Origin of the sequence: Pseudoflavonifractor sp. An176 (assembly GCF_002160435.1) — a bacterium.
Classification (GTDB): domain Bacteria; phylum Bacillota; class Clostridia; order Oscillospirales; family Oscillospiraceae; genus Enterenecus; species Enterenecus faecium.
The window spans coordinates 39,823-53,098 of the sequence record NZ_NFKO01000007.1; the positions used below are offsets into that span (position 1 = coordinate 39,823).

Below are 13,276 nucleotides of genomic sequence, written 5' to 3' on the forward strand. Positions count from 1 at the left end.
ACCATCATGGCAGAGAAACAACGAGTCATAGCCCTGGGCTTTTTTGACGGGGTACATCGGGGCCACGGGGCGCTGCTGCGCACCGCCCGGGAGCTGGCGGACGAGCGGGGAGCCATTGCCGCCGCCGTCACCTTCGACCACCACCCCCGGGACCTGATTCGGGGTGAGCCCACCCCCCTCATCAACACCCACCAGGAGCGGGCCGTCATTATGAAGCGGTACTACGGCACCGACGAGGTGCTGGTGCTCCCCTTTGACCGGGCCATGATGGAGATGCCCTGGCGGGAATTTGCCACCCACATCCTGTCCGAGCAGATGGGGGCCGTCCACGTGGTGGCGGGCCACGACTACCACTTCGGCTACAAGGGAGAGGGCAACGTGGACCGGCTGCGGGAGATCTGCGGGGAGATGGGCATTGGCTGCACCATCATTCCCCCGGTGCAGATGGACGGCATCACCGTCTCCTCCACCTACATCCGTGGGCTCATTGCCCAGGGGGATATGGACCGGGCCTGTGATTTTTTGGGTCACCCCCACCTCATCAGCGGCACCGTGGTCCACGGCAAGCAGCTGGGCCGCACTCTGGGCATTCCCACCGCCAACCTGGTGCTGCCCCCCAATGTGCTGGTGCCCGCCTTCGGGGTGTACGCCACCCGGGTGCATGTGGCAGGGGGGACCCACCTGGCGGTGACCAATGTGGGGGTGCGCCCCACGGTGGACGACTCCAACCAGGTCACCGTGGAGCCCTGGATTCTGGACTTCGAGGGCGACCTGTACGGCCAGACCATGGAGGTGGAGCTGCACACCCATCTGCGGGGCGAGCGGAAGTTTGACGCCCTGGAGCAGCTCCAGCAGGAGATTTTCCGCAATGCAGACCAGACCCGGGCGTTCTTCGCCAGGGGAGAGGCAGAGGGATGATCGCCACGGTGGTGATTGTGGAGATGTCGGCGGTGGGGGGCGCCCTCATTGTGGGCATCGCCATCAACATGCTGGGGCTGGGCAGAGAGAAGATAAAGGTGGGGAATATGCTCCCCGCCATGTTCCTGCCCCTGGTGTATTTCCCTATTTCTCACGTGATCGGCAGCCTGGTGTCCTAGGCTGTCGATTTTTTGCTCTGAAAATGGGCACTATGCACAAAAACATAGGAAAAAATACCGTTTGGAATGTACAGGTAATTATAAGAAAATTCCTTGCAAATGGGCCTGGAAAGCAGTATACTGGATGGCAGGAAGCGACATTCCGGATTTTTTTGCGGCAAATTTGTTAAAAAAATAACGACAAGTCTGCCGCTCGCCTTTTGTAAAGTCGTGTTAAAAATATAACGTTCCACCGCAGTTTGATGGAAATTCGATGAAGAAAAGGTAGTCTGGATGTAAAATTTGATTGCAAGGAGGCAATCCACATGTCATTTGTGAAGTTTGAAAAGCAGGGCAATGTGGCCGTTCTGACCATCGACCGTCCCGAGGCCCTCAACGCCCTGAACTCTCAGGTCCTGTGCGACCTGGACGCCGCCATCTCCCAGGTGGAGGCCGACGACGAGGTCCGTGTTGTGGTGCTCACTGGCGCTGGCCGTTCCTTCGTGGCTGGTGCTGATATCGGCGAGATGGTGAACTTCTCCGCCATCGACGGCAAGAAGTTCGGTGTCCACGGCGGCTCCATCTTCCTGCGTCTGGAGAACCTGTCCAAGCCCGTGATCGCTGCCATCAACGGCTTCGCTCTGGGCGGCGGCTGCGAGCTGGCCATGGCCTGTGACATCCGCATTGCCTCTGAGAAGGCCAAGTTCGGCCAGCCCGAGGTGGGCCTGGGCATCACCCCCGGCTTCGGCGGCACCCAGCGTCTGCCCCGCATCGTGGGCATCTCCAAGGCTATGGAGCTGATCCTCACCGCCAAGGTCATCGGCGCTGCCGAGGCCAAGGAGATCGGCCTGGTCTCCCAGGTGTATGCTCCCGAGGAGCTGATGGACAAGGCCCTGGAGCTGGCCAACGCCATCTGCGCCAACGCCCCCATCGCCGTGTCCGAGTCCAAGCGCTGCATCCGCATGGGCATGCAGACCGACATCGCCACTGGCTCCGCCTTCGAGGCTGAGGCCTTCGGCGTGACCTGCGGCACCCAGGACAAGAACGAGGGCATGGGCGCATTCCTGGCCAAGCGTGCCGAGAAGAACTTCCAGAACAAGTAAGGGCTCTCAAGAAAGTACCAAGTTCTTCGCCCATGCACTCGTGGGGCCCCGCAAGGCGGGGCGGCGCTAGCGCCGACAAGTGTTTTGGCCTGGGCCAAAACCTTGAAATCGACGGAATTGATTTCCGGCGATTTGAGTGAAATCATGGGGTCCCCGCACGGTGTGTTACACCGGGTGGGGCGGGCATGGGTGCCTTCCTGGAGAAGAGAGCTGAGAAGCACTTCCAGAACAAGTAAGCACCTCTTGGAACATAAGCCCTCGGCAGAGTTTCGCCGTCCGCAGACGGCGAAAGAAAATGAAATCCGTATTTTCTGAGGACATGTGCATCAGAAAATACACTTCTCAGCCCGCAAACGTGCGAGCAAGGCGAGTGCGATGCAGCGGGCTGCAATCTCCTCGAGAAAACGCTTGCGTTTTCGAGACTTAGTCGAGAAGCACTTCCAGAACAAGTAAGCTATTTCCCTTATCATATATTAAAACTGGTCATTCCAGTGAGGAGGAACTTATCATGAAGAAAGTTGTAGTCATCGGTGGCGGCACCATGGGTCTGGACATCGCCCAGGTCTTCGCTCGCAAGGGCTTTGACGTGGTTGTCCGTGACATTAAGGACGAGATCATCCAGGCTTCCGAGGCCCGTCTGAACAAGGGTCTGGACAAGCTGGTGGCCAAGGGCAAGATGGACGAGGCTGGCAAGCAGGCCATCCTGGACAAGATGTCCTTCACCACCGACCTGAACGCTGCTGCTGATGCTGACCTGGTGGTTGAGGCCGCCATCGAGAACCTGGAGATCAAGAAGTCCATCTTCGCTGAGCTGGACGCCATCTGCAAGCCCGAGACCATTCTGGCTTCCAACACCTCTTCCATCTCCATCACCGCCATCGCTGCCGCTACCAAGCGTCCCGACCGCTTCATCGGCATGCACTTCTTCAACCCCGCCACCGTCATGAAGCTGGTGGAGGTCATCCGCGGCGCCAACACCTCCGACGAGACCTACAAGGCCATCTATGACCTGTCCGTGGAGATCGGCAAGGAGCCCGTGGAGGTCAACGAGGCCCCCGGTTTCGTGGTCAACAAGATCCTGATCCCCATGATCAACGAGGCCTGCGACCTGCTGTACACCGGCGTTGCCACTGCTGAGGGCATCGACACCGCCATGAAGCTGGGCGCCAACCACCCCATGGGCCCCCTGGCTCTGGGCGATCTGGTTGGTCTGGACGTGTGCCTGGCCATCATGGACACTCTGTACAATGAGACCCACGATCCCAAGTACCGCGCCTCCCTGCTGATGCGCAAGATGGTGCGCGCTGGCCACCTGGGCCGCAAGACCGGCAAGGGCTTCTTTGACTACACCAAGAAATAATTTGCTCCCATCCGGGGGGCGGCAATGCCACCCCCCGGTCTCATACTGATAAGGAGGAAACATTCCATGGATTTCAAACTGTCCAAAGAACAAGAAATGATGCGCAAGCTGTTCCGTGAGTTTGCGGAGAACGAGGTCAAGCCTCTGGCTGCCATGGTGGACGAGGAGGAGATGTTCCCCGAGAACACCGTCAAGAAGATGGCTGAGCTGGGCATGATGGGCATCTACTTTCCCAAGAAGTACGGCGGCGCTGGCGCCGACGTGGTGAGCTACGCCATGGCCGTGGAGGAGCTGTCCAAGGTCTGCGGCACCACCGGCGTTATCGTGTCCGCTCACACCAGCCTGTGCTGCGCTCCCATCTACGAGAACGGCACCGAGGAGCAGAAGATGAAGTATCTGCCCAAGCTGTGCTCCGGTGAGTGGCTGGGCGCCTTCGGTCTGACCGAGCCCGGCGCTGGTACCGACGCTCAGGGTCAGCAGACCACCGCCGTGCTGGATGAGTCCGGTGAGAACTGGATCATCAACGGCTCCAAGATCTTCATCACCAACGCTGGCTTCGCCAACGTGTTCGTCATCTTCGCCGTCACCGGCACTGTGCTGGACAAGCGCGGCCGCAAGAGCAAGGAGATCTCCGCTTTCATCGTGGAGCGCACCGATCCCGGCTTCAAGGTCGGCAAGCACGAGAAGAAGATGGGTATCCGCGGCTCCTCCACCTGCGAGCTGATTTTCGAGGATTGCGTCATTCCCAAGGACCGTCTGCTGGGCAAGCAGGGCAAGGGCTTCGCCATCGCCATGAAGACCCTGGACGGCGGCCGTATCGGCATCGCTGCTCAGGCTCTGGGTCTGGGCGAGGGCGCCGTGGAAGAGGCCATCAACTACACCAAGGAGCGCGTGCAGTTCGGTCGCCGCATTTCCCAGTTCCAGAACACCCAGTTCCAGCTGGCTGAGATGCACACCAAGATGCAGGCCGCTCAGTTCCTGGTCTACTCCGCCGCTGCCAAGAAGCAGGCTGGCGAGAAGTACACCATGGACGCTGCCATGGCCAAGCTCTTCGCTGCTGAGGCTGCCAGCGACGTGACCCGTCGTGCCGTTCAGCTGTTCGGTGGCTACGGCTACACCCGTGATTACCCCGTGGAGCGCATGATGCGTGACGCCAAGATCACCGAGATCTACGAGGGTACTTCCGAGGTTCAGCGTATGGTTATCGCTGCCAACCTGGGCATTAAGTAATTGAGGAGGAAGAGCGCATTATGAAAATCATTGTCTGTGTCAAGCAGGTGCCCGACACCTCCGGCAAGGTTGCTGTGAAGGCTGACGGCACCATGGACCGTGCCGCTATGGCCACCATCTCCAACCCCGATGATATGAACGCTCTGGAGGCCGCCCTCCAGATCAAGGATAAGAACCCCGACACCAAGGTGGTTGTCATCTCCATGGGTCCCCCTCCCACGGAGTCCATGCTGCGTGAGTGCCTGGCTATGGGCGCTGACGAGGCTGTGCTGGTGTCCGCCCGTGAGTTCGGCGGCGCTGATACCTTCGCCACCTCCACCACTCTGACCGCTGCCATCCGCAAGATCGGCGTGGAAGAGGGCGACATCGTGTTCTGTGGCCGTCAGGCCATCGACGGTGACACCGCTCAGGTCGGTCCCCAGATCGCTGAGAAGCTGGGCCTGCCCCAGGTCACCTATGTCACCGGCATCGACTACACCGACGGCCAGCTCACCGTTCGCCGCGAGCTGGAGGATGGCTACATGACCATCAAGGTGCAGACCCCCTGCCTGCTGACCTGCATCAAGGAGCTGAACACTCCCCGTTACATGCGTGTGGCTGGCATCATGGATTGCTATTCCAAGCCCTACACCGTGCTGGACTTCAACGCTCTGGTGGACGATCCCATGGTGGAGCTGGAGACTGTCGGCCTGAAGGGCTCTCCCACTCAGGTGTACAAGTCCTTCTCTCCCCCCGTCAAGGGCGCTGGCACCATGCTGGAAGGTGCCGACAAGGCTACCTGCGAGCAGCTGGTGTCCATTCTGGGCGAGAAGCACATCATTTAAGGGAAGGAGCACTGAATTATGGCTTTCAATAGTAAAGACACCGCCGCCTTCAAGGGCGTGTGGGTATTCTGCGAGCAGCGCGACGGCGTCATCCTGAGCACCGGCTACCAGCTGCTCAGCGAGGGCCGCAAGCTGGCCAACGATCTGGGCGTGGAGCTGTGCGGCGTGCTGCTGGGCCACGAGGTCAACGAGACCTACGCCAAGGCTCTGGGCGGCTACGGCGCTGACCGTGTGTACATCTGCGATCACCCCCTGCTGAAGGACTACACCACCGATGCCTACACCAAGGTCATCTGCGACCTGGTGGAGGACAAGAAGCCCGAGATCTTCCTCATCGGCGCTACCAACATCGGCCGTGACCTGGGCCCCCGTGTGGCTGCCCGTCTGAAGACCGGTCTGACCGCCGACTGCACCCACCTGGACGTGGATGTGGAGAAGTACAAGGCCTTCCTGAAGACCACCTCCACCATCGACGTGGACAACACCAAGTTCGAGGAAAACACCAACCTGAAGATGACCCGTCCCGCCTTTGGCGGCCACCTGATGGCCACCATCGTGTGCCCCGACTATCGTCCTCAGATGTCCACCGTGCGTCCCGGCGTGATGCAGACCCAGGCCTACAACGAGGAGACCGCTGCTAAGACCGTCCTGGAGAAGGTGGACGTGCAGCTGACCAAGGAAGACATCCACGTGGACCTGGTGGAGATCGTCAAGTCCGCCAAGAAGGCCGTTGACCTGATTGGCGCCGACGTGGTTGTCTCCGTGGGCCGTGGTATCAGCGCCGACCCCAAGCGCGGTCTGGAGATCGCTGAGGAGCTGGCCAACGTCCTGGGCGGCGTGGTTGGCGCTTCCCGTGCCGTGGTGGACGACGGCTACATCGGTGTGGACCACCAGGTTGGTCAGACCGGTAAGACCGTTCATCCCAAGATCTATGTGGCCCTGGGCATTTCCGGCGCCATTCAGCACGTGTCCGGCATGCAGGACGCTGAGTGCATCATCGCCGTGAACAAGAATGCCAACGCCCCCATCTTCGACGTGGCTACCTACGGCATCACCGGCGACCTGTTCAAGGTCGGCCCCATGCTGGCTGAGGCCATTGCCAAGTACAAGGCTGAGAAGGCCTAATTGACCATTTCAAACATGGGTCCCCTCGGGGACCCATGTTTTTTGCCCTTTTCCAGCAAGAAATTTCCAATTATGTGGATTTTATCGCCGGTTCAGCCACTTTAGCAGGATAGAAAACTACCAGTTCCGGCCCTGCGTAATTTTGGAAAAAACCTGGAATCCCTTGTACCACAACGGATTGAGGATGTTGAAAACTTTGTGGAAGCTGTGGATAACTCTCTGTATAGCGGTTGTAAGTGGAGGGCAACTATGGTACCATAAGGAAAATATAGGCGAATACAGGGGGAGGGGATGGAACCATGATAAACTTTTGGGGGACAAAAGAGACTTTGAACTGGACGGTAGACAACCTCATACAGGGAGAGAAGATGGATTCGTTTGGTGATTGCAAAGAGGCGGATATAACGGAGTTGTTCAAACGCTGTTTTGATTTGGCTGACCAGCTGTTTGATCAGACCCTGGTGCAGCGGGAGGTGCACACCGCTGCCTGTGACCGACTCAAGGGTCTCATCGAGAAGATATGTGAGAAACCAGAGCAAACCGCCGCAGCGCCCTACTATCACCTGGCCCGAGGAAATGTGCGGTTTCGTCAAGCCCTGATTTTGAATCGGTGGAAGCCCTTGCCCTATTCCATGTGCCAAGAGGCACAAACGTGTTTTGAAGAAGCTCAAAAGGCAGAGGATTCCGTGTGCCGCTGGCTGGCCCAACTCATGGCGGCCAAGTGTGAGCGGGAGATGGAAAAATTTCGTTATCACCACAGCAGCAGCCCGTCCTTCCAGAGAGGGGAAGGGGCGATGAACGCATTTGAGCGCATCGTAAAGGAGATTCCTTCCGACAACGGGGAGCTGAGGAAAATCACTCTGGATGCTGTCATCAACATGGGGCGCTGCAAGCGCAATCAGATGGAGCATCAGGAGGCGATTCCGTATTTTGCGGCGGTGTGCGCAGCGTTGGCGCCCAAGTGTGATGATAGTGAGGGAAATAATATCATTGCGCAAATGGAGTTTGTGAAAAAGTATGGGGAAATTGATGCTGGAATCAAGGACAATTTGCACACGGCAGTGGAAGACTTACAACAGGAGCGGAAAAAGGATGATCCACAATATTTGCAGGCCCTGGTGAATCTGGTTTCTTGCCTCACCGATGGACCCAGAGCTTATGCCGAGGCTCAGGAATTGGCATTGCATGTGTTAAAAAATATTCAAAAGGAAAATACAGACATGCAAAACAATCTGGGCAGGCTGTACCGCAAGAGAGGGGATTACCTCAAGGCCAAGGAAGCGCATAGAGTTGTGATGGACAACCAGAGAAGGGCCAGAGAAGAGAATAAAAACTACTTTGTGGACGAGACGGCCTCGCTTAACCGCTACGCCGAGTTGGAACAGGCCAAGTGTTCCATCCGTCTGAAATATTTTGAACAGGCCTTGGAGCAGTTGGAGCGTCTGCTGGGGTTTTATGACAAGGACCCGGAGGTGCTGCTGTGGAAGGGGCTGTGCTATCGCAATCAGGGACAGCTGACCCAAGCGGTGGAGGTACTGAAATCCCTGTGCGACGCAGAGAAGGTAATTCGTCCCGGCACCGTAGGCCTCAAAGCCCGCTATGCGATGGGGACTTGTTATCTGCCGAGCGCCCCGGCCCAGGCCAAGGTGTGGTTTGAGCAAATCGTCCAGGCGGAGCCCAGCGATATCCCCGCTTTGAAAAATTTGGGGTGGTGTCAACAGATGCTGGGGGAATATCAGGAGGCCATTAAAAGCTATCAGGAGGTCCAGGAGTACAATGAGAATGGCCCCTATCTGCGAAGGGATTTTACATGGATATCCACATGCAACGACTTGGGGCAGTGCTACCTGTATCAGGAGAACGTGGAGCAGGCCTTGGAGCAGTTTAAAAAAGTGGTCGAACAGGAGTCCTCCAATTATATAGCCTTGAGTGGTGCTGCCTGCTGCCTGCGCCGACTCAAGAAGAACGTAAAAAATATCGATGTAGATTTTGTAAAAAAGCTAATTGGCGAGAATGAAACAGAATCCAAGGACTTCAAGGACTTCAAGGGGATGGCGGTGGCCTTAGCCAAAAAAGCCAGGGAAGTTGCGCCTGGCAACCCCCATGTGGAGTCGGAGTATGTACTGTGTTTAATTAGAAATGGAAAGAAGAGCAGAGATGAAGTAATAAACCAGGTACTGAACATTGACCAAGTGTTTCCACGAGAACTGTGCGTGCAGGCTTTAGCGGAATTGGCAAGATGCGTAGAAAGGATAACAGACGAGCAAGAAAGAAAAAATAAATATCAAGCATTTCATTATTTGCGCCCTATGAAATGGGAAGCGGCTTCTCAGCAGGTAGAGGCTCTGGTGAATAGTACAGAGTTTCGGGAAATGTACAAAGAACCCGAGTCGGGGAAACAGTCGGAGGTGGACAGAGAGCGGCAAGGGAAACTTCTGGCCTATGTCTACCGCCTCCACGACACTATGGAGCAGATCAAAACGACCCTGCGTTTGAATCGAGCGCAGCTGAGGGAAAACCCATGTTGGCACTACACCCGGATGAGCACCATGCAAAAGCTACTCCTGGCCCAGGGGGAACAGCAGCCCAGGTTCCGTCTGTCCAATGTGGCATACATGAATGACTCGGCGGAAGGGGAGTCCTTTGGTAAGTTGTTGGAGCAGTATGGGAGCACCCCGGAGACGTTACAGGCATACGGACTGCTGCCGGGCGGCGAGGCACCCAACGACTCCAGCTTGCGCAACGTCTACCTCACCAGCCTTTGTACTGCGGACGACTATATCTATATGTGGGCCATCTACGCTGACAAGGGTACCGGGTGCAGCTTAAAGTTTGACGAGAACTTTTTTGATGTGAAGGATTCCTACCCCCAGGGCTATATTCCCTTTCACGTGGAGAAAAACAGCTATCCCCTCTACCGGATTGTATACCTGACCGATCAGGGAAAATTCAAGGATAGAGGGAGGAAACTCAAAAAATACCTGAGAAAAATAAAGAACATTTTAAAGGATATACAGCAGGAAATGCAGGACATTCCCTTAGCCTATATCACCGCCATGCTGGACCAGGTGCGCTATCTCTTTAAGTATGATGAATATTCCAGTGAGAAAGAAGTGCGGTGCCTGGTGGTGACAAGAAAGCGCGAACTGGCGGCGGGAGAGGGTGACACCCCCTACCTGTACACAGAAATCGACAAGGAGATTCGATTGGACGAGGTGCGTTTTGGCCCCAAGGTATTCAAAAGCCCGGAAAAGGAGGCGTGGATGTATGCTACCGACCGGGTCAAGAAAGTGTCCTACTCCAACCGCCACTACCGATGACACAACGCCCCCACATCTGCTTTGAGATGTGGGGGCATTTCAACGGATTCAACCCTTGACGGGGGTGGGCGGGCATGGTAAGATAAATCTGCTGTATGACTGACGGAAGTGGAGTGACCACGTGGAGTACAGCCGACGCCCATGTGCGCCGTATTGCCGACCGTCTGGGCGCACGAGAAATCAGTGCGCCCTTTTTTTGTTTTTGAGGCGCAGGAAGGAGCATGGAAGATGAAAACAGACATTCAAATTGCCCAGGAGGCCCAGATGCTGCCCATCGGACAGGTGGCGTCCATGGCCGGGATTGACGAGAACCTGCTGGAGTATTACGGCAAGGTGAAGGCCAAGATCGACATCACCCCGTTGCGCAATGTGCCCCGGAAGGGCAAGCTGATTCTGGTCACCGCCATCAACCCCACCCCCGCCGGAGAGGGCAAGACCACCACCTCCGTGGGCCTGGCCGATGCCCTGCGCCGCATGGATAAAAACGTGATGCTCTGCCTCCGGGAGCCCTCTCTGGGCCCCGTGTTCGGCGTGAAGGGCGGCGCTGCCGGCGGCGGCTACGCCCAGGTGGTGCCCATGGAGGACATCAACCTCCACTTCACCGGCGACTTCCACGCCATCGGTGCCGCCAACAACCTGCTGGCCGCCATGCTGGACAACCACATTCAGCAGGGCAACGCCCTGGGCATTGACGTCAAGAAGATCACCTGGCGCCGCTGCGTGGATATGAACGACCGCCAGCTGCGCAACATTGTGGACGGCCTGGGTGGCCGGATGCAGGGCGTGCCCCGGGAGGACGGCTTCGACATCACCGTGGCCAGCGAGATTATGGCCGTGCTGTGCCTGGCCACTGGACTGTCCGACCTGAAGGAGCGGCTGGGCCGCATGATCGTGGGCTACACCTACGATGACAAGCCCGTCACCGCCGCCGATTTGAAGGCCCAGGGTGCCATGGCTGCCCTCTTGAAGGACGCCATCAAGCCTAACCTGGTGCAGACCCTGGAGCACACCCCCGCTCTGGTCCACGGCGGCCCCTTCGCCAACATTGCCCACGGCTGCAACTCCGTCTCCGCCACCGACACCGCTTTGAAGCTGGCCGACTACGTGGTCACCGAGGCGGGCTTCGGCGCCGATCTGGGCGCTGAGAAGTTCCTGGACATCAAGTGCCGGGCCGCCGGGCTCACCCCCGACGCCGTGGTCATCGTGGCCACGGTCAAGGCTCTGAAGTACAACGGCGGCGTGCCCAAGACTGAGCTGGGGGCGGAAAACCTGGAGGCTCTGGAGCGTGGCCTGCCCAATTTGCTCAAGCACGTGGAGAACATCACCCGTGTGTTCGGCCTGCCCGCCGTGGTGGCCATCAACCGCTTCGCCAATGACACCGAGGCCGAGCTGAACCTCATCCGCACCCGCTGCCAGGAGCTGGGGGTCAATGTGGCCCTGTCCGAGGTGTGGGGCAAGGGCGGCGAGGGCGGCCTGGAGCTGGCCGAGGAAGTGCTGCGCCTGTGCGACCAGCCCCAGGACTTCCACTACGCCTATGACCTGGACCTGCCCTTGAAGGACAAGATTCAGACCATCGTGGAGAAGGTGTACGGCGGCGCTGGCGTGCACTACACCGCAGCCGCTGCCAAGGAGCTGGCCCGTCTGGAGGCCATGGGCTTTGACAAGCTGCCTGTGTGCATGGCCAAGACCCAGTACTCCCTGTCCGACGATGCCTCCCAGCTGGGACGGCCCGAGGGCTTCACCATCACCGTGTCCAAGGTGAAGGTGTCCGCCGGCGCTGGCTTCGTGGTGGTGCAGACCGGCGACATCATGACCATGCCCGGCCTGCCCAAGGTGCCTGCCGCCGAGAAGATCGACGTGGACGAAAACGGCGTCATCTCCGGCCTGTTCTGAGATATAAAATTCGTTTGGCGGCCATCCCCCCACGGGGATGGCCGCCATTTTTGCGTCATTTTTTGCCGAATAGCGCCGCCTGCCGCTCCAAAAACAGCTGGACCTGTTCTTCGTCTAAGGTGTAAAAGGTGCGGTTCCCGTGGATGGTGCACTGCACCAGGCCGCAGTCAGAGAGCTTATTCATATGGTGGTGGATGGTGTTGCGGCTGAGAGAGAAGCGGGTGGACAGCTCCTGCACATAGGCGGTGCGTCCCCGCAGATAGCACAGAATGTCAAACCGGGTGGAGTCCCCCAACAGACGGTAGGTCTCGCACACCTGGTCCTGGGCGGAGGTGCGGCCGCTGACCAGCTCCATGAGCTCCCGCCGCAGCACGCCGCCGTAGATGCGCACCTGGCCGGGGGCCTCGTCAAAGGTCAGGTTGGTGTCCGCCCCGAAGAGGAAGGGGTGGAGGGTGTAGGTGGTCTCCGGGGCGGGGCGCAGGTGGGACAGCTGGGTGAAAAACTCCAGCTGAGACAGGGGGGCGCACTGTTGGAGATAGGGGGCGGCCAGCTCTTCCAGCTGGGCCTGGTGTTCCTCCAGGTGGGCCACAATGGGGCGCAGGCACGCCAAGGCCCGCGCTCCCACCGCCCGGTGGGAGCGGGAGAGCTCCAGCAGGGCCACCTTGGTGGAGTCCGGGGCGTTGAGCCCCAGTACCAGGTCGGTGAAGACCTGGGCGTCCATCCGGCGCTGGTTGGGCAGGTCGTCCTCAAAGATGCTGGCAATGCCCCAGACCACCTCCTCCCGGTCCAGCCCGTCCACCAGCTGGGAGAAGGCCTCCCAATCCCCTTGGAATCGGTCCAGCAGGGGATAGAGGAGGAAGAAGGCGGGAGAGCTGGAGCCGATGGTGTTGTAGGGGAAGCCCTCCAGGTTGCCAAACAGCGCCTGGATTTCCTTTTCCTCAGCAGTGGCCACCCGGTCCAGCTGGTGGGTGAGGGCCTTGAGTCGCTCCAGAGCCTGGCACAGAGCGGGGCTGGGCAGCACCTTGCGCTGCTGAATGCGCTGCTCCATCTGGTCCCAGGTTTTGTTGCTGGCACGCCGTCCCAGATAGGCCAGTGCTTCCAGAATGAGGTTTGGTTTGTGTTGAATTATCATAGAAATTCCTTTCTGCCCCGGAGTTTCAGCTGATACGGTAAGATTGGCTGGGGCTTGCAGTTGACAATTTTTTGGAGAGTTGACAATTTCTCTTGACAAAGGGAATGGGTGGAGGTATCATTTGACCATGACATACGCCTATCGTACAAAACGAACGATGTCCATATGATAGCATGGCAGAGCCCTTTGGGCAATGGGGGTATGTGAGATTCA

10 protein-coding genes and 1 riboswitch are annotated in these 13,276 nt (G+C 58.2%); of the genes, 9 read left to right on the forward strand and 1 reads right to left on the reverse strand.

The genetic code is table 11. The features are described 5' to 3' along the window. Window positions 1–6: 6 nt before the first annotated feature. The 9 genes from B5F12_RS05535 (at window position 7) to B5F12_RS05575 (ending at window position 11,931) form a co-directional block, all read left to right on the forward strand. On the forward strand, window positions 7–918 hold the full coding sequence (locus B5F12_RS05535) for a bifunctional riboflavin kinase/FAD synthetase (RefSeq protein WP_087231634.1): 912 nt from the start codon (window positions 7–9) through the stop codon (window positions 916–918). Next, window positions 915–1,097 carry a DUF554 family protein gene (locus tag B5F12_RS05540; protein WP_087231514.1) on the forward strand — a complete coding sequence of 61 codons (183 nt, stop codon included), beginning with the start codon at window positions 915–917 and terminating at the stop codon, window positions 1,095–1,097. The genes B5F12_RS05535 and B5F12_RS05540 overlap by 4 nt, the downstream gene beginning before the upstream one ends. Before the next feature lie 305 nt (window positions 1,098–1,402). Next, window positions 1,403–2,179 carry an enoyl-CoA hydratase-related protein gene (locus tag B5F12_RS05545; protein ID WP_087231517.1) on the forward strand — a complete coding sequence of 259 codons (777 nt, stop codon included), beginning with the start codon at window positions 1,403–1,405 and terminating at the stop codon, window positions 2,177–2,179. Window positions 2,180–2,687: 508 nt separating this feature from the next. Further along, window positions 2,688–3,539, forward strand: a complete 852-nt coding sequence (locus B5F12_RS05550; RefSeq protein ID WP_087231520.1) for a 3-hydroxybutyryl-CoA dehydrogenase — start codon at window positions 2,688–2,690, stop codon at window positions 3,537–3,539. A gap of 66 nt (window positions 3,540–3,605) precedes the next feature. Beyond that, on the forward strand, window positions 3,606–4,769 hold the full coding sequence (locus B5F12_RS05555) for an acyl-CoA dehydrogenase (protein ID WP_087231523.1): 1,164 nt from the start codon (window positions 3,606–3,608) through the stop codon (window positions 4,767–4,769). 20 nt (window positions 4,770–4,789) lie between these two features. Beyond that, window positions 4,790–5,593 (forward strand): electron transfer flavoprotein subunit beta/FixA family protein, encoded by an 804-nt coding sequence (locus tag B5F12_RS05560; RefSeq protein WP_087231525.1) that lies wholly within the window; start codon window positions 4,790–4,792, stop codon window positions 5,591–5,593. Window positions 5,594–5,611: 18 nt separating this feature from the next. Further along, a complete protein-coding gene (gene acrA, locus B5F12_RS05565; RefSeq protein WP_087231529.1) occupies window positions 5,612–6,718 on the forward strand; it encodes an acryloyl-CoA reductase electron transfer subunit beta in 1,107 nt (368 codons plus the stop codon). 299 nt (window positions 6,719–7,017) lie between these two features. After that, entirely contained in the window at window positions 7,018–10,038 is a 3,021-nt protein-coding gene (locus B5F12_RS05570) for a tetratricopeptide repeat protein (protein WP_087231532.1), read from the forward strand. 85 nt (window positions 10,039–10,123) lie between these two features. Next, window positions 10,124–10,215, forward strand: a riboswitch (ZMP/ZTP riboswitch). A 51-nt stretch (window positions 10,216–10,266) separates the two neighbouring features. Continuing rightward, a complete protein-coding gene (locus tag B5F12_RS05575; protein ID WP_087231535.1) occupies window positions 10,267–11,931 on the forward strand; it encodes a formate--tetrahydrofolate ligase in 1,665 nt (554 codons plus the stop codon). 55 nt (window positions 11,932–11,986) lie between these two features. Here B5F12_RS05575 and B5F12_RS12275 read toward each other — a convergent pair whose 3' ends face one another. Then, window positions 11,987–13,063, reverse strand: a complete 1,077-nt coding sequence (locus B5F12_RS12275) for a metalloregulator ArsR/SmtB family transcription factor (protein ID WP_087231538.1) — start codon at window positions 13,061–13,063, stop codon at window positions 11,987–11,989. Between the last annotated feature and the right edge of the window lie 213 nt (window positions 13,064–13,276).

What these genes read in the sequence shown, in the direction of transcription:
- B5F12_RS05535 (WP_087231634.1), top strand. Translation starts at nt 7, where the DNA reads ATGGCAGAGAAACAACGAGTCATAGCCCTGGGCTTTTTTGACGGGGTA.
- B5F12_RS05540 (WP_087231514.1), top strand. Translation starts at nt 915, where the DNA reads ATGATCGCCACGGTGGTGATTGTGGAGATGTCGGCGGTGGGGGGCGCC.
- B5F12_RS05545 (WP_087231517.1), top strand. Translation starts at nt 1,403, where the DNA reads ATGTCATTTGTGAAGTTTGAAAAGCAGGGCAATGTGGCCGTTCTGACC.
- B5F12_RS05550 (WP_087231520.1), top strand. Translation starts at nt 2,688, where the DNA reads ATGAAGAAAGTTGTAGTCATCGGTGGCGGCACCATGGGTCTGGACATC.
- B5F12_RS05555 (WP_087231523.1), top strand. Translation starts at nt 3,606, where the DNA reads ATGGATTTCAAACTGTCCAAAGAACAAGAAATGATGCGCAAGCTGTTC.
- B5F12_RS05560 (WP_087231525.1), top strand. Translation starts at nt 4,790, where the DNA reads ATGAAAATCATTGTCTGTGTCAAGCAGGTGCCCGACACCTCCGGCAAG.
- acrA (WP_087231529.1), top strand. Translation starts at nt 5,612, where the DNA reads ATGGCTTTCAATAGTAAAGACACCGCCGCCTTCAAGGGCGTGTGGGTA.
- B5F12_RS05570 (WP_087231532.1), top strand. Translation starts at nt 7,018, where the DNA reads ATGATAAACTTTTGGGGGACAAAAGAGACTTTGAACTGGACGGTAGAC.
- B5F12_RS05575 (WP_087231535.1), top strand. Translation starts at nt 10,267, where the DNA reads ATGAAAACAGACATTCAAATTGCCCAGGAGGCCCAGATGCTGCCCATC.
- B5F12_RS12275 (WP_087231538.1), bottom strand. Translation starts at nt 13,063, where the DNA reads ATGATAATTCAACACAAACCAAACCTCATTCTGGAAGCACTGGCCTAT.